At 54.7% G+C, this 16,805-nt stretch carries 18 protein-coding genes; all 18 read left to right on the plus strand.

The window, feature by feature from the left end; genetic code table 11:
• On the plus strand, positions 1 to 1,075 hold a 1,075-nt coding region (locus Q7U71_09050; GenBank protein MDO9391902.1), incomplete at its 5' end, for a FlgD immunoglobulin-like domain containing protein.
• Positions 1,076 to 1,239: 164 nt separating this feature from the next.
• Positions 1,240 to 2,247: a phosphotransferase gene (locus Q7U71_09055; protein ID MDO9391903.1), complete on the plus strand. Its 1,008-nt coding sequence runs from the start codon at positions 1,240 to 1,242 to the stop codon at positions 2,245 to 2,247.
• Between the two features lie 250 nt (positions 2,248 to 2,497).
• A complete protein-coding gene (gene serS / locus Q7U71_09060) occupies positions 2,498 to 3,769 on the plus strand; it encodes a serine--tRNA ligase (protein MDO9391904.1) in 1,272 nt (423 codons plus the stop codon).
• A gap of 61 nt (positions 3,770 to 3,830) precedes the next feature.
• Positions 3,831 to 4,736, plus strand: coding sequence for an HNH endonuclease (locus tag Q7U71_09065; protein MDO9391905.1), 906 nt, complete (start codon positions 3,831 to 3,833; stop codon positions 4,734 to 4,736).
• Positions 4,737 to 4,792: 56 nt separating this feature from the next.
• The gene (locus tag Q7U71_09070; protein ID MDO9391906.1) at positions 4,793 to 5,278 is read left to right on the plus strand and encodes a GNAT family N-acetyltransferase; all 486 of its coding nucleotides are present in this window, start codon (positions 4,793 to 4,795) and stop codon (positions 5,276 to 5,278) included.
• Positions 5,279 to 5,447: 169 nt separating this feature from the next.
• Positions 5,448 to 5,963, plus strand: a complete 516-nt coding sequence (locus Q7U71_09075; protein ID MDO9391907.1) for a GNAT family N-acetyltransferase — start codon at positions 5,448 to 5,450, stop codon at positions 5,961 to 5,963.
• A 168-nt stretch (positions 5,964 to 6,131) separates the two neighbouring features.
• Entirely contained in the window at positions 6,132 to 6,563 is a 432-nt protein-coding gene (locus tag Q7U71_09080; GenBank protein MDO9391908.1) for a hypothetical protein, read from the plus strand.
• A gap of 164 nt (positions 6,564 to 6,727) precedes the next feature.
• A complete protein-coding gene (locus tag Q7U71_09085; GenBank protein ID MDO9391909.1) occupies positions 6,728 to 7,582 on the plus strand; it encodes a class I SAM-dependent methyltransferase in 855 nt (284 codons plus the stop codon).
• Positions 7,583 to 7,589: 7 nt separating this feature from the next.
• Positions 7,590 to 7,913 carry a hypothetical protein gene (locus Q7U71_09090; GenBank protein ID MDO9391910.1) on the plus strand — a complete coding sequence of 108 codons (324 nt, stop codon included), beginning with the start codon at positions 7,590 to 7,592 and terminating at the stop codon, positions 7,911 to 7,913.
• 7 nt (positions 7,914 to 7,920) lie between these two features.
• Positions 7,921 to 8,487, plus strand: a complete 567-nt coding sequence (locus Q7U71_09095) for a GNAT family N-acetyltransferase (GenBank protein ID MDO9391911.1) — start codon at positions 7,921 to 7,923, stop codon at positions 8,485 to 8,487.
• Between the two features lie 16 nt (positions 8,488 to 8,503).
• Complete coding sequence (locus tag Q7U71_09100; protein ID MDO9391912.1) at positions 8,504 to 8,908, plus strand: PAS domain-containing protein; 405 nt, start codon at positions 8,504 to 8,506, stop codon at positions 8,906 to 8,908.
• A gap of 336 nt (positions 8,909 to 9,244) precedes the next feature.
• A complete protein-coding gene (locus Q7U71_09105) occupies positions 9,245 to 9,925 on the plus strand; it encodes an SOS response-associated peptidase (protein MDO9391913.1) in 681 nt (226 codons plus the stop codon).
• Positions 9,926 to 9,929: 4 nt separating this feature from the next.
• Positions 9,930 to 10,832 (plus strand): N-acetyltransferase, encoded by a 903-nt coding sequence (locus Q7U71_09110; GenBank protein ID MDO9391914.1) that lies wholly within the window; start codon positions 9,930 to 9,932, stop codon positions 10,830 to 10,832.
• A gap of 132 nt (positions 10,833 to 10,964) precedes the next feature.
• Entirely contained in the window at positions 10,965 to 12,743 is a 1,779-nt protein-coding gene (gene dnaG, locus Q7U71_09115) for a DNA primase (GenBank protein ID MDO9391915.1), read from the plus strand.
• A 149-nt stretch (positions 12,744 to 12,892) separates the two neighbouring features.
• A complete protein-coding gene (gene rpoD, locus Q7U71_09120; GenBank protein ID MDO9391916.1) occupies positions 12,893 to 14,617 on the plus strand; it encodes an RNA polymerase sigma factor RpoD in 1,725 nt (574 codons plus the stop codon).
• An 87-nt stretch (positions 14,618 to 14,704) separates the two neighbouring features.
• Complete coding sequence (locus tag Q7U71_09125; GenBank protein ID MDO9391917.1) at positions 14,705 to 15,445, plus strand: ATP-binding protein; 741 nt, start codon at positions 14,705 to 14,707, stop codon at positions 15,443 to 15,445.
• Between the two features lie 12 nt (positions 15,446 to 15,457).
• Positions 15,458 to 16,189: a glycosyltransferase gene (locus tag Q7U71_09130; protein ID MDO9391918.1), complete on the plus strand. Its 732-nt coding sequence runs from the start codon at positions 15,458 to 15,460 to the stop codon at positions 16,187 to 16,189.
• A 170-nt stretch (positions 16,190 to 16,359) separates the two neighbouring features.
• A complete protein-coding gene (locus Q7U71_09135; GenBank protein ID MDO9391919.1) occupies positions 16,360 to 16,671 on the plus strand; it encodes a hypothetical protein in 312 nt (103 codons plus the stop codon).
• The last annotated feature ends 134 nt before the right edge of the window (positions 16,672 to 16,805 follow it).

The following is a 16,805-nucleotide window of genomic DNA, read 5'->3' on the forward strand; positions in this document are numbered from 1 at the left end:
CATCGACAGCGCCGGCGTAGAGCTTTATAATCTGAACCGCTGGTGCGACCTGGATTCGGCCGGCACAGCCACCATCATCTTCCCCGACTGGACCGCTTCAAAGACAGCCGGCACGATCCATACCTTTAAGGCCTATGTCAACTGGAGCCTGGACCAGAATACGGCCAACGACACCATGATCGTCACCAGTGAGATCATGGACGCGGTCTGGTACCAGATCGATGCCTCTTCGCCTTCGGGCTCGGCCGCCCAGAATTTTGAACCGGCCAACGATGCCTATGACTGCTGGATAATGGAAGACTTCTGGATCGCGGGACCGGATTCCCTGTGGCTGGATTCCGTCTATGTCCAGGGCCAATACGGCATAGGACCCTTGGACAGCATCCAGTTAACAATAATGCCGGACAGCTCCGGAGCTCCGGGCTATCCCGCCTTCAGCCAGCCCCTATGGAGCGGCTATTTCACCCCGGCCAACTATACCGATAACGCCGGAAGCTTCATGGTCCGCCTGCCCTCGCAGGTAAAGGTCTACGGAAACAATCCCGGACTGTGGATGGCCTTCCAGGGCCAGATGAACTATGACGTGGGCGGCCAATGGTATATCAATCAGAACACCATGCCCCTGCGCGGCAGCTATGAGGGATTCTGGTACAACCCCAACGGCGGATTCGGCATGGGCACCGGCTATGTTCACCAAAGCAGCGTTTGGACCGGCGTCTACGGGCATAATTTCGTATTATACGGCAGCCTGACCCCCACCGGGGTGGCCGGCCAGCCGGTTGACCAGCCGCTGGTCCACAAGTTCGCCCTGGCTCCGGCCTGGCCCAATCCGGCCCGGGGCTCGGCCCGGCTGAACTTCAGCCTGGACAAGGCTTCCCAAGTGGTGCTCTCGGTCTACAACCTGGCCGGACAGAAGGTGGCCACCGTGGCCTCCGGCAGCTATCCTGCCGGAAAACACCAGGTGGTGTGGCGGGGCCGGGATGCCAAGGGAAACAGCGTTCCCGGAGGCGTGTATCTCTACCGTATCCAGGCCGGAGACAGGACAGCCACCGGCAAGCTGGTTTGGCTTAAGTAAACCTCTGATGGCCTTTAAGAACGGGCGCATTTCGGTGCGCCCGTTCTTTGTTTTAGCCCCGGCCGGACGGCGGTATTTTTAAGTTTTTTGCTTTTGACTTTGACAATGTTTTATGATATTGTTAAGAGTTATGTCCCCTTAAACCAGACGGAGATTGAGGGATCATGGAAAGCCGGATCAGGGAAAGATTCAATCAGGACATTTTGGCCGAGGCCATGAAGCGCTACGCCGTGGCCCAGGGAAAGATCGGGGAACTGGGCGGGTTCGAGAGCTTCATCTATTCGTTTGAACGGGATCCCGGGCATTACATCCTGCGGATCAGCCACAGCCTGCGCCGCAGCGAAGAGCTGATCCGGGGCGAGGCCGGCTGGATCAACTACCTGGCGGCCAACGGGGTGCCGGTGGCCGGGGCGGTGATGTCGGAGAATGGAAAGCTGGTGGAGCCGATAGCGGACGGCCGGGGCGGGCATTTCCTGGCCACGGCCTTTGTGAAGATAGACGGCCGTCCCGCCCGCGGGGCCGACTGGACCCCAAAACTTTACCGGACCTACGGAAAACTGCTGGGCCGGATGCACGCCCTGGCCAAGGACTATGTCCCCAAGGACCCCCTGGCCAAAAGGCCGCAGTGGGAAGACCCCTCCAACAATGAGCTGAGCAAATACCTGCCACGGACGGAGCCCCTGGTGCTGCAGAGATACAACCAGGCGATGGCCCGGGCCGGGGCCCTGCCCCGGGACCGCGACTCCTTTGGGCTGATCCATTACGACGCCCACGGCGGGAACATGCTGATAGACCGGAATGAAGAGCTGGTGCTGTTCGACTTTGACGACAGCCTGTATTCCTGGTTCATCTGCGACATAGCCATAGTGCTGTTCTACCTGGCCGAGGGCCGGCCGGACCCGGCCGCCTTGGTAAAAGGGCTCCTGCCTCATTTTTTGGAGGGCTATGCCCAGGAGAACCGGCTGGACCCCAAATGGCTTAAAGAGATCCCGCTTTTCCTGAAGATCCGGGAAATAGACCTCTACGGCGCCATCCACCGCAGTTTCGACGTCAACAATATCGACAACCCCTGGGTGGCCGGGTTCATGCAGGGCCGCAAGGAACGGATCGAGCAGGATGTGCCGTACCTGGACCTTGACTTCAGCGCCTGGTCAGAGCTGCTGAAGGGATAACCTCGACAGGATTTACATGATTTCTTTTTTTAATTGTTTTCAAGAGTTCGCGTCGCTTTTATCAAAGGTAATGATTGCCTTTCCCTGTTAAATGATAAATCCTGTTAATCGTGTTGCCCCTGCCAAAAGTAATAGTTGGCTTTCCCCGGTAAAATATAATCCCGTGAATCATGTTAATCCTGTCAAAGGTAATATCCGTCCTCCCATTGTAAAGTAAATAATCCTGTCAATAAATACAAAGGAACTTACTATGCTGGATCCCAAATTCATCCGGGAGAACATCGAGCTGGTCAAGAAAGCCATAGCCGACAAGGGAGAAAAGGCCGACCTGGGGCCGTTCCTGGAACTGGATACCAAACGCCGGACCATCGTCCAGGAGGTGGAGGTGCTAAAGGCCCAGCGCAACAGCGTTTCCGAGGAGATCGCCAAACTGAAGAAGGAAAAGTCGCCTTTGGCCGACCAGAAGATAGTGGAGATGCGCCAGGTGGGCGACCAGATCAAGGCGCTGGACGACGAGCTGCGCACGGTCGAAGAGAAACTGTCCGAGGCCACCCTTTCCCTGCCCAATATGCCCGACCCCTCGGTGCCCATCGGCAAGGACGAGTCCGAGAACCTGGTGGACCGCACCGCGGGCCAGGAGAAGAAATACGACTTTGCCCTAAAGCCCCATTGGGAGCTGGGCGAAAAGCTGGGCATCATAGACTTTGAGCGCGGGGCCAAGATCTCCGGCAGCCGGTTCTATCTGCTGAAGGGCGCCGGGGCTAGATTACAGAGAGCGTTGATCACCTGGATGCTGGACGTCCACACCCGGCAGAGCGGTTACACCGAGATCTATCCGCCCTACATGGTCAACGGAAAATGCCTGGTGGGAACCGGCCAATTGCCGAAGTTTGCCGACACCGTTTACCGGGACATTGAGGAGGATTTTTGGTGGGTGCCCACCGCCGAGGTGCCGGTGACCAACATGTACCGCGAGGAAATATTGGACGGCTCCCTGCTGCCGGTCAACCACGTGGCCTACACCGCCTGCTTCAGGCGGGAAAAGATGTCGGCCGGCAAGGACGTCCGGGGCATCAAGCGGGGCCACCAGTTTGACAAGGTGGAACTGGTGAAGTTCGTCCTGCCGGAGAATTCCAACCAGGAACTGGACAAACTGATCGCCGACGCCGAGAAGATCCCGCAGGCTTTGGGCTTTAAGTACAGGATCTTGAAGATGTGCACCGGCGACCTGGGCTTTACCGCCGCCAAGAAGTACGACATTGAGATCTGGGCCGAGGGCTGCCAGGAGTGGCTGGAGGTCTCCTCCTGCTCCAACTTCGGGGATTTCCAGGCCCGCCGGGCCAACATCAAGTTCCGCCGGGAACCAAAGGCCAAGCCGGAATTCGTGCATACTTTGAACGGCTCGGGGCTGGCCCTGCCCCGGACCATGATAGCGGTGATGGAGAATTACCAGAACGCCGATGGGAGCATTACTGTGCCGGAGGTGCTGAGGCCGTATATGGGGATGGATGTGATAAAGTAATTGATTTGATTTAAGACGCCCTTCACAAACCTAATAGCTGAGGATAAAGCCCGTGGCAAATATGGAAGAAGAAATTCGTGCGGCAGCATTTGCTTGGTTGGAAGATCAATCCAAACTTAATGGCGGCGTCTTTGAAAGAAATGACCTTATAAATAAATTTTATTGCCATGGTCAGAATATTACATTAATAGGTGCTTCGGGGATTTGGTTCCCAAAAGGCTTCACAATTCCAATATCCATAACTACGACTAGTACTGGTCCTTACGACGATGGTTTTACTTCAGAAGGATTACTTGAATATCGTTATAGGGGGACTAATCCAGATCACCGTGACAACCTTGGTTTAACCAAAGCATTTGAACAAAGAACACCACTTATTTATTTTCACAGTATCAAACCCGGCAAATATGTCGCCGTGTGGCCTTTATTTATCGTTTCAAACGATCCCATTAACCTTAAAATAAAAGCCGCAATAAATCCTGCCATTAATTATTTACAACCAGATATACAGCCCGTGAACCGTGCCGCATTTAATATTCGGGAATCGGATATTGGCGTTCGGAGATATATTACCGCCGTAACAAAACAACGACTCCACCAAACCGCCTTTAGGGAATTTGTATTAGATGCATACTCTAGGCAATGCACTATGTGTAAACTCCAACATGTGGAGTTACTTGATGCTGCCCACATAATACCAGACTCGGAAAAGGATGGTGAGCCCATAGTGCAAAATGGATTGTCTTTGTGCAAAATACATCATGCTGCTTATGATAATAATATAATTGGGATAACGCCCGATTTCACTATAAAAGTACGGGAAAACATTTTAAGTGAAATTGACGGACCTATGCTAAAATACGGTTTGCAATCAATGGAAGGAAAGACTTTGATTTTGCCTGCAAAAAAAATAAATTATCCTGATCGCGATAGACTTGCAAAGAGGTATGAGTTGTTTGTTGCTTAGCTTTAGCTAATATTTATCCTTAACAGCATGTCCAACAACAATAATGGCTTTATCCCATGATAATCAACAAAACCAAACTCTCCCTCCGCAAAGCCGCTTCCGCAGACATTGAAACCCTCATCGAGCACCGGATCATCTTTCTAAAAGAGGTCCACTGCAACCCATCCCCCGAACTGGAGGCTTCGGTAAGGCAGTCCCTGCGGCAATACCTGGCCGGGGCGTTTAAGAACGATACCTTCGTTTCCTGGATCGCCGAATACGAAAACAAGCCGGTCGGGTTCAGCGGGATCGTCTTCCGGGAGCAGCCCGGCAACTTTGAACTGCCCACCGGCCGGACCGGCTACATCTTGAACATGTTCACCATCCGGGAATTCCGCGGGAACGGGATCGGGTCTTCGCTTTTCCAAAAACTTCTGGAAGAGGCCAAACTGCGGGGCCTGGACAAGGTGGAACTGCACGCCACCAAGGGCGGCGAACCGGTCTACCGTAAATTTAAGTTCACCGAACCCCACGACATAGCCCTGGAGATAATTTTAAAATAGAACATCTACCCCATTAGCTCCGGAACAAACTCCAAAAACTTTTTAATCCGCAGATTTCACAGATTTACACAGATTTTTCTATGCAAGATCATAATTGTTAAACACAAAAAGGTTTTTTAATCTGCGTTAATCTGTGGATAAAGGTTCCTGGGTAAGTCAGATAAATAAAATGTCAGACAATATCCTCATCCGTCCATACCAGCCCGGCGACTCCATCCCGGAGATCACCGCCCTCCTACACCGGGCCTACGCCAAGCCGGCCGAGCAGGGCGTCCGCTTTTGGGCCTCGCGCCAGGACGACACCGTCACCGAAAGACGGCTTAAAAAGGGAACCTCCTTCCTGGCCGTCAGGGACGGCGCCATCGTGGGCACCATCTCGGTCTACGGCCCGGAGAAGAATTCCAGTTCGGCTTACTACCAGCGGGATGATGTCTGGCATTTCGGACAGTTCGGGGTGGATCCGGCCCTGCAGGGCACCGGCCTGGGCAAAAGGCTTTATCTGACGGTGGAAGACCATTGCAAAAAGAACCAGGTAAAATTCCTGGCCCTGGATACCTGCGAGAATGCCACGGACCTGATAGAAATGTACCAGCGCTGGGGCTTTAAGCAGGTGGATCGGGTCAAATGGGAGGTGGTGGATTTCCGCAGTATCATCATGGCCAAGGACCTGACCGCCCCCAACTAGTCATCACGAGGCTTGTCCCGAGTTATACTGCTTGATTGACGAACGAAGGGATATGCACCACTGCCTTACAGACGAAGTGATCCAACTAATAATACTAAGTCAGACTGCTTCGTTTGCCCGATGTTGTGCAATCCTCGCAGTGACACCGGCAGACAGCAGGAAAGTATCATGCCAGCCACCGATCCCCGGCAGCACTCTGCCGAACACATACTGACCGCGGTCTTCGGGCTGCTCTTTAACGGCCAACTGCTGGACACCCGGTTCAAGGGCACCAAGGTCCGCTGTGACTTTGCGGTCCAAAGCGGCCTGCCCCTGGAAGAGATCATCCAGCAGACCGAAACCAAAGCTAACGAGATCATCTCCCGGAAACTGGATGTCACCTACGAACAGATGACCGCCGGCGAGGCCGCCGCCTACTGCTCCCTGCACCGCCTGCCGGAGGGCGCGGAGAACGTAAGGCTGGTTCGCATCGGCCCGGAGGTGGTAACGCCCTGCAGCGGCCCGCACGTGAATAACACCTCGGAGATCGGCCGGCTGCACATCCGCACCTGGAACCTGGTAGAACCCGGACTGATAAGGCTGACCTTCGTGGTGGAGTGATATGCAGCCGGTGGTTTCGATGCTTCGCCCTTGTTCAGGACAAGTACGCTCCGTGGCTGGCTGAGTGGTCGGTGATTTCGATACGCTTATTTAGCACTCAATCACCGACATTATCGAAGCCAGCCGGAGCACTCAAACACCGCCCCAATAATAATGAAAAGATCATGATCGACGCCCACATCAACAATCCCAAAAGCCCCAAATATTACGTCAAGAAATATCTGGACGGCCAAAAAGACCAGCTGCGGAACCAGGTGGTGCTGGACGTTCCGGCCGGGAACGGGGCCACCACCGAGATACTGCTGGAGCACGGCGCCATAGTCGAGCCTTTTGACCTGTTCCCCGAGTATTTCATGCTCAAATGCGTGGAGTGCAAACGGGCCGACATCATGGAGAAGATCCCTGTGGCCGACGGCCATGCCGACATGCTGATCTGCCAGGAAGGGATAGAGCACTTCAGCGACCAGCTTAAGGCCTTTAAGGAATTCAACCGGGTGTTGAAGCCGAACGGAAGGCTTTTGCTGACCACTCCCTCGGCCTCCACTCTGGCCGCCAAGCTCAGCCATCTGCTGTTCGAAAGCGAGACCGCCCGGCAGATGCCGCCCAATGAGATCGACGACATCTGGATGTCCGATAAAAGCGTATCCAGCCAGATATACCACGGCCACATCTTCCTGATCGGCCTGCAGAAACTGAGGATACTGGCAAAGCTGGCCGGGTTCCGGATCCGAGAGGTCAAATATGTCCGTCTCAGCAAGGGCTCGCTGTTCCTGCTCCCCTTCTTTTACCCGCTGATACTGGCCAGTTCGTATTTCAGGTATTTCCGGAACCTGGCCCGGCACCGGGAGATCCCAAAAGCTCAGAGGCTTGAAGTCTACCGGGAACAGCTGGGGATGAACCTTGACCCAAAAAACCTTGTGAACAAGCATACCTTCATCATCTTCGAAAAAGAGAAGGAGCTGAAGGAGGTGGATTTCCGGGCGGACGGGGTGATGAAATCGTTTGACAAGATAATGTGACAACCGCATGAAAAAGAAGATTCTCCTCGGCCTTGCCCTGGGCCTGGCGGCCGGGATCATAGACCTGGTCCCCATGCTGCTGCAAAAACTCAGCTGGGATGCCAACCTCTCGGCCCTCAGCCTGTGGCTGGTCTCCGGGGTGCTGACCTCTTCGGTGGAGTGGAAGATCAACCCGGCCGTCAAGGGCGTTGTTATCTCCCTGCTGGTCCTTCTGCCCTCCGCCGTCCTGATCGGCGCCAAAGAGCCGTTGAGCCTGGTTCCCATCGGAGCCATGACGCTGATACTGGGCGGGGCGCTGGGATATTTCACCGGGAAAATTGCCAAATGGTAAAAGACAGATGAACATACCAGACGTCGTCATCAAGCGCCTGGCAGGCATCGATGAACTGGAAAGGCACGGGTTCCTTTTCACCGGCTATGAATCGGACCAGGCGTACCGGGTTGAAAAGACCGAGACCGAAGAGAACACTGTCATCAGCCTGAGGCTGGAAAAGCGGGACAGCCCCTACGTCAAGAGATGGGCCCGAACCCGGGATGACCTGGAAATTCAGAAGGAGGTGGCGGCCCAGGGCCTTTCCTGGGGGGCCTTCATCGGGGACAGGATGGTTGGAGTGGCCCTGCTGGAGCTGCGGGAATGGAACCGCTCCCTGCATCTGCACGACCTGGAGGTAATGCCGGAGTTCCGGGGCCGGGGTTTGGGCGGGATGCTGCTGGACAAAGCTCTGGAGACGGCCCGGGACCAGAAGGCTAGGGTGATAACCCTGGAGACCCAGACCACCAACTATCCGGCCATCAAATTCTACCGCCGGCACGGCTACCAGATAGACGGGGTGGACCTTTCCCTTTACACCAACCAAGACACTTCGGACGGCGAAGTGGCCCTGACCATGAAGCTGAAACTATAATATAAGGAGTTTTCCCATGTTCGACCGCATGAACGACCAGTTGGTCAAGGCCCTGCTGGAGACCGTGCCTTACGAGCTGACGGTGATCGACCACAATGACGAGGTCATCGGCTGGAACCAGCACGAGACAAGACTCTTCAAGCGCCCCATGGGCAGCATGGGTATGAACTTCCGCCAGTGCCACCCCCAAAGCAGCCTGGCCAAGGTGGAGGCCATCGTCAACGAGTTCAAGGAGAAGAAACGGGACCAGGCCCGGTTCTGGATCCAGCTCCCGCTGGGCCCCGGCGGCCAGAAGCAGATGGTGCTGATCGAGTTCTTTGCCCTGCGCGACGAGACCGGAAAATACCTGGGCTGCCTGGAGTGCACCCGGAACGTGGAGGACATCCGCCAGCTGCAGGGCGAACAGCGGCTGATGAGCTGAAAACGACCAACACGCTGCCCACGAAAAAGCACGAAATCTCTCGAAAAATAATTAGGTAAGTTCTTGTTTTAGTGTCTTTGGTGGGGAAAGGTGCCCAGGGATGCTGCCCACGAAAAGGCACGAAATATTCACTAAATTTATTTAACTGTGGTTTAATGTTTTAGTGTCTTTAGTGGGAAAGGGATTCCCGGATTAATGCCCGCTAAAGCTTGTCCTGAGTGCTACACTGAGCAATGCCGAAGTGCAACGTCGAAGGAAGCATGAAATCTCTCGAAAAATAATTAGGCAAATTCTGGTTTTAGTGCCATTTAGTGTATTTCGTGGGAAAGGTACCCCATGTGCGGAAGATTCACATTGACGGCCCGGCTGGAGGAGATCGCCGAGCGGTTCGAGGTTGATGGCGAGGATGTGCTCAGGCTTAAGGAAGAGTATCTCCCCCGCTACAACATCGCGCCGGCCAACAGCGTGCTGGTGGTGCTGTTCGACGGCAAGCGCCGCCGCTTAAAGACCATGCACTGGGGCCTGCTCCCGCGTTTCAAGGCCGCCGGCAAAGCCGCTCCCCTGCTGTTCAACGCCCGGGCGGAGACCTTGAGTGAAAAGCCCTCCTTCAGCAAGCTGGTAGAAAAGCAGCGCTGTCTGATAGTGGCCGACGGTTTTTACGAGTTCCTGCCGGTGGGCAAGACCAAGCGCCCGGTTCGTTATATTCTTAAAGACGGGAAACTGTTCGCCTTTGCCGGGCTGTATGCAATGGACAAGGAAGGCCTTCCCTCCTGCACCATCGTGACCACCGAAGCAAATGAGCTGGTGAAGAAGGTCCACCCCCGGATGCCGGTGATACTGGAGAAGCCCGGCGAAAAGCAGTGGCTGGACCCGTCAATAGCAGACTATGAGAGCCTGGTGCCCTGCTTCACGCCATTGGACAAGGACAAGCTGACGGCCTACTTTGCCGATCCCAGGGTGAACTCAACCAAAAATGAAGGCTCTGAGTTGATAGCGCCAAACGAAACGTTAGGTTAATTTGATGAAACCATTCAGGCCATATCAGGGGGAAAAAGACGCGGTACTGATGACACGGCTTATGGTACAGGATATTGCCGGAAGTGTTGACCGCCGGACATTTGGGGACTATCTCAAGGGGATTTTGAAGAAGGCCAACTCCCGAAACACTTTGATCATGGAAAGCTGCGGATATATCAGGATTTTCAATGACCACGAGTTCGGATTTCTGAGGTTCGACCTGGAAAAAACCAAGCGGAGCGGAATTGCAGCGTGTGCCCTCAAAGAAAAATTAAAAGAAGTCTGCCACCGCAGCCGAAAAAACCTGAGGATAATGCTAAGGGACGACAAGGGGTGGAAACACGTTTTGGTAAAGCAATTGGGATTTTCACCCATTCGATATTTTTTCGAAATGGAGCGCACCCGGATTGAAAAACAATGGGATATGATCGATTTTCACGCTGAGAGGTTGGTGTTAGAGCCCTACTCTCCTAAGTTGGATATACGGGACTTCAACCGCTGCTTTAACGCTGTTTATGCCGATAGTTTCGAGCATGAACCGGCCTCTGTTAAAGAATGGAAAGAGGATATTGCCGAAGGGGAATTGAATGGCAATACATTTTTTGTACTGAAGAATAATACGAATAAGACCGTCGGGTTCCTGATACTGAGCCATTATCTTCACCACCAGCAGGGCCATAAATACGGTTTCATCGAAGAGATCGGCGTTATTGATGCCTACCGGGGTCGGGGCATCGGCACCCGGCTTCTTAAATACGGGGTGGGTTGCTTACAGTCCGATTATAAACAGCGACATGTTCGCCTGCATGTTGATGGTGAGAACCGGTATAAAGCGCTGGAAATATACAAAAAGGAAGGGTTTTCCGTAAAAAGTATGAACATTGAATATCAGTACCGGGCTAAATAATAGATCCATTATCCCTTTAACCCCTTGCTAAATCTGGTTATTTTGGTTATATATAGCTATCAGCTATAAGCCATAAGGGCAGTATCCAGGAATTTTTGATATTCCATAATTAGTAATTAGTGTTTTAGTTTGATGGCCCAGATCCCAGAACATATCATAGACGAGATCCGCCAGGCCAGCGATGTAGTGGACATCGTGGGCCAGTACCTGCCGTTGAAGAAGCTAGGCAACACCTACAAGACCCTCTGCCCCTTTCACCAGGAAAAGACCCCCTCGTTCAACGTCAACCCCCAAAAGCAGATCTGGCACTGTTTCGGCTGCGGCAAGGGAGGCAACGTCTATACCTTTTTGATGGAGTACGACAAGGTCTCGTTCGTGGAGGCAGTGCGCACTTTGGCCCAAAAGGCCGGCATCAAGATCCCCGAGACCCGGGCCGACTTCAAGGATGGCCAGCACGACCTGCTGTACCAGGCCAACGAGCTGGCCGCCCGCTTTTTTTCCGACAATCTGGCCGACCCCAAGAATACTTCAGCCCGGGAGTACCTGGAGAAGCGGGGCATAACAAAAGAGACACAGGAGTTGTTCCGGCTGGGCTACGCACCAAACGAGTGGGACGGCTTCATAAAATACGCCGGGCGCTCCGGACTGTCACTGCCCCTGCTGCAGGAATCCGGACTGATAGTGGCCCGGGAGACCGGCAACGGCTTTTACGACCGCTTTAGGCACCGGATCATCTTTCCCTTCTTCTCCCTGGGCGGGCGGGTGATAGGCTTCGGCGGGCGCAGCCTGGAGCAGACCCCCCAGGCCAAATACCTTAATTCACCCGAGACCCCCATCTACCACAAGGGGCGCGGCTTCTACGGCTTCAGCCAGACCAAATCGGCCGTCGGCGACGCCGGCTACGCCATTTTGGTGGAGGGCAACTTTGACCTGATCGTCCCCTTCCAGGCCGGGTTCAAGCACATCCTGGCCACCGCCGGCACCGCCCTGACCCCGGACCAGGCCCGGCTGCTCTCCCGCTATGCCCGGCGGGTGGTGGTCTGCTACGACCCGGACAACGCCGGCCAGTCCGCCACCGAACGGGCCATAGAGCCATTGCTGGAAGCGGGATTGGACGTCAAGGCCGCCCTGCTGCCGCCCAACATGGATCCCGACGCCTTCATCCGGGAGCGGGGGTCGGAGGAATTCGGGGCTTTGATCAAGAATGCCATCACCTTTGTGGAATTCCTGGTGATGCGGGCCAGCCTGCATAAGGACCTTTCCCAGATCTCGGAAAAAAGCCGTCTGGTGAACGATCTGGCCGGGCTGATGGTCAAGGTGGAGGACACCGTCTCCCGGTCGCAATATGCCAGGGAAACCGCCGATCTCTGCGGAGTGGACGAATCCCTGGTGCTGGACCTGATGCGCAAGAAGCAGGGCCTGTCCCCCAAACAGGCGGCGGCCCCGGGCAGGGAACTGCCCCAAACCGACTGGGAGCACGAGATCTTCGTCCTGCTGCTTAAGCGCCCCCAGCTGTTGACCGAAGTACATGATACCCTGGCCGAAACCGGCATCGCCTCGCCCTGGCTTCAGGGGATGCTGGCCCGGCTGGAGAACCAGTACAGCCAGAGCGGCCGGATAGAAGGGGCCAAGCTGTTCGAAGACCTGGTGGACCAGGAAGAACAGAACCGGCTGTCGGCCATCATCGCCCGCTCCCACCAGGGCGATGACACCATGGACGACGCGGACAAGGACCGCACCGTGCTTAGGGATTACCTGAAAAAGCTGAAAGAGCTGAAGCTGAAGCCCCGGATGAAGGAACTGCAGGAGCAGATCAAGGTCTCGGAAAAGGCCGGTGACCAGCAGCAGGTCAGCCAGCTGCTGGCCCAGTACCAGGAACTGCGCCAAATTTATGCTGGCAAAAAACCCTGATTTTGTGCTATAATCAAAAGTTTACTAAGAATTGGCAAACACGCATTACCCCGTTATATCATCCTCGGAAAACATTAATAGGTAAATGGTAAATATTTTTGTGCCTTGGTGTCTTTGTGGCAAAATAACGGTATTTACAAGGAGGGTCCATGGACGACAAGAACGTCAAGAAAAAGATCAAGCAGATCATCACCTACGGCAAAGCCTCGGGCTACATTACCTATGCCAAGCTCAACGAAATGCTGCCCGAAGAGGTGATCTCGGCCCAGGACCTGGAGAACTTCATCCTGATGCTGGCCCAGAGCGGGGTGGAGGTGGTGAACTCCGAGGAGGAATATAAGCAGATCAAGGAACTGCGGGACAAGACCCGTTCCAAGGACGACGAGGTGGAGACCCCGGCCGGCATCCATTACGACGACCCGGTGCGGATGTACCTTCACGAGATCGGCAAGATCCCCCTGCTGGACCGGGAACGGGAGATCGAGATCGCCAAGAAGATCGAGGAGTGCCAGTACGACATCCTTAACCTGGCCTTTACCGCCCCCTTCAACATGAAGGATTTCATGCACCTGGCCAAGAAGTTCCAGAAGCACGAGCTGGCCATGGAGGAACTGGTCCAGACCGACATCGACGGCTGGATGCCCAACTACTCCTCCAACCGGGAGCGCCAGAAGATCATCCAGCTTTTAAAACGGATCCAGAAGGAATACACCCAGATAGAATACCTGCTGACCCTTAAGAACCAGGAAAAGGCCCTGCCCAAGGTGGTCCAGCACCGGCAGAAGATAGCGGTCAGCCTGCTGGCCTTAAGGCTGAACCCCGAACTGCTGATCGGCATGGTCAAGAAGATCCACCAGGCCGACCACCAAATGAAGAAGCAAAAGCATATCCAGGACCGGGCCCTCCACCAGTCGGGTTTGAGCTACGAGGAGATGAAGTCCACCCTGTCGGCCTACAAGGCCGGGAAAAAACCCAAGCCCGAGATCAAGGCCAAAATGAAGGTCAACAAGGAAAAGCTGTCCGCCTTTAGGGAAGAGTACGACCATGCCGCCAAGGAGCTGGACCGGATAGGACAGGAATTCAAGATGGACCCCAAGCTGGCCATGGAGCTTTCCCTGAACATCCGCCAGAAGCAGAAGGCCCGGGACGGGGCCAAGAAGGAAATGGTGGAATCCAACGTCCGGCTGGTGATCTCTACCGCCAAGCGCTACATCAACCGGGGGCTGGAGTTTTTGGACCTGATCCAGGAGGGCAATTCCGGCCTGATGCGGGCGGTGGAAAAGTTCGACTACCGCAAGGGATACAAGTTCTCCACCTACGCCACCTGGTGGATCCGCCAGGCCATCACCCGGGCCATCGCCGACCAGGCCCGCACCATCCGGGTGCCGGTGCATATGATCGAGGCCATCAACAAGGTCTCCAAGGCTTCGCGCAAGCTGGTCCAGGACTACGGCCGCGAGCCCACCAGCGAGGAGATCGCCGAGCACATGGAGATGCCGTTCGAGAAGGTCCGGGCCATCATCAAGGTGGCCCAGGAGCCCATCAGCCTGGACAAGCCCATCGGCGACGACGAGGACGCGGTGTTCGGGGACTTCATCGAGGACGTCTCGGCCAAGAGCCCGGCCCGCACCGCCAACTTTTTGATGCTGCGGGACCAGATTGAAAAGGTCCTCTCCACCCTGACCAAGCGCGAGGAGCACATTGTCCGCCTGCGCTTCGGCCTGAACGACGGCTGTCCCAGGACATTGGAGGAAGTGGGCACCATGTTCAACGTCACCCGGGAGCGGGTCCGGCAGATAGAGGTCAAGGCTTTGAGGAAACTGCGCCACCCGTCCAGAAGCAAAAGGCTGGAAGGGTTCTCCGACGTATTGTAGACCAAATAACATGCACAAACGGGCGCTGATGCGCCCGTTTTTGTTTTCTTGACAAATCATGGCTTTATGAAATATACTGATGACAATATGGCAAACAGCTTAAAGCATACAGCTTCCTGGGCCGTTGTCTACCCCCGGGTCATCAAGGCGGTCCGCGGCTACGGGCTGCTGGAGCCCGGCGACCGGATACTGGTTGCCGTCTCCGGCGGCAGCGACAGCCTGGTGATGCTGGACATGCTGGCCCGGATAAACGGAAAGATCGGCCGCAAGCTGGATCTTTCCTTCGTGGCGGGGCACGTCCCCGGTAGTTACGGAGGAAAGGAGATATTTCCCTTGTCCCTTTTGAACAAATACGTCCAGGCTTACGGCTTGCAGCTTATCGCTTCAAGCTCAATTTTGAAGGACTCCGTGTTCAATGACTGCTTCAACTGCGCCATGGCCCGGCGCAAAGCCCTGTTTGACCTGGCCGAGCTGGAGAACTGCAACAAGATAGCCCTGGGGCACAACGCCGACGACCTGGTGGAGACCGCCCTGCTCAACATGTTCTACCAGGGGCGTTTTTCCAGCATGTCGGCCAAACAGACTGTGCTGAAAGAAAAGCTGACCCTGATCCGGCCGCTGGCCCTGGTCTGGAAAGAGGACATTGACCTTTATGCCAGGGAACGGTTCGGCAAACTCCCTAAGTTCAAATGCCCGGGGAGCAAAGATTCCAAAAGAGCCTTCATCAAGTCCCTGGTCAAAAAACTGGCAAAACAGAACCCCAAGACCAAAGCCAATGTTTTGAAGGCCATAACAAATCCAAAAATCGAGTATTTGCCGTTATTGTAAAGCTTTCCGCCCATGGAACAAAAATCAACTATGCACAAACTGTCCATTATCGTTCCCGCGCATAATGAAGAGAAGTATTTGCCAAAGTGCCTGGATTCTATCTCTGTGGCCGCTTCTAATATTGCGCACCCTGTTGAATTGATCGTCTCGTTAAACCGCTGCACCGATCAGACAGAACCTATTGCCAAGCGTTATGGAGCGATCACTGTCCGCGAAGACGCGAGGAATATCGCCCGCATTCGCAATGCTGGAGTTGCTGCAGCAACTGGAGATGTCGTGATAACAATGGACGCTGACAGCTGGATGGCGCCCAACATGCTTCAGGAAGTGATCCGGCTTTTAGAAACCCGGCAGTATATCGGCGGCGGTGTGGATATCCGGCCCGAACGGTTATCCACCGGGATCGTTTTCAGTCTGCTGATGGTGGTCCCCTATCTTCTGAGAGCAGGCGTTTCCGGAGGGATGTTCTGGTTGTATAAATCCGATTTCCAAGCAATTGGCGGGTTTGATGAAGGCCGCGTGAGCGCCGAGGATTACCATTTTGCAGTTAAGTTAAAGGCATATGGGCGCCGGAAGGGGTTGAGGTATGGTACTATTAATAAAGCGCACATTGTCTCTTCCTGCCGCAAGTTCGACCAATGGGGCGATTGGTATTTATTCAAAAATCCAAAGCTGGTCAAAGATATTTTTGACGGCCGCAACCAACAAGCGGCGGATGATTTTTATTATGATGCGAAGCGATAGCGGAAGGGGATCCTGCCCGGCCGAAAACATCATACTGGCCTATCTGGCGGTGGCTATTGTTTCTGCCCCGATCCTGCGACAGGCTTTGCGTTGGTGATTGTGGTTTTGGGGTAACCCCGCTTATCTGGATATTACTCTTGCGGGATCATGAAGTTAAAGACGGAGGCTGAATGGTAACTTGCAGCAAATGCGGAGCTGACCCCGAAACAGTGAAAAGCTTTGCCCGGATCGCCTCGATCTCCGGCAGCATTTTGGGCGACGAGCATATTGAGACCCTGTACTACTGCCAAAGCTGCGGCTGTTATACCATCGAGTATTTTTTCGATGACTTTGACGGCGAGGGGTCGGCCAGGGTTGAGGGGCCCATCACCAAGGAAAGGGGGGACCAGCTGGCGGCCCTGATCGCCCGCTGCGGCCAACCCTGGGACAAGAAGTGCCGCTGCCCGGCGCACCGGGAGTATTTCGGGGACGGACTGGATTGAACTGCAGGACTTCCACTAAAAAGGCATAACAATTCAACAATAAAATGGTTACCGAAGAAGCCCCGCCTTACGGCGGGGCTTCTTGTTTTTACGACAACTTACCCTTTGGCAAACACGATCTCCCCCTTCTTAAC

The organism is bacterium, assembly GCA_030655055.1.
In the GTDB taxonomy this organism is placed as follows: Bacteria; Edwardsbacteria; AC1; order AC1; family EtOH8; genus UBA5202.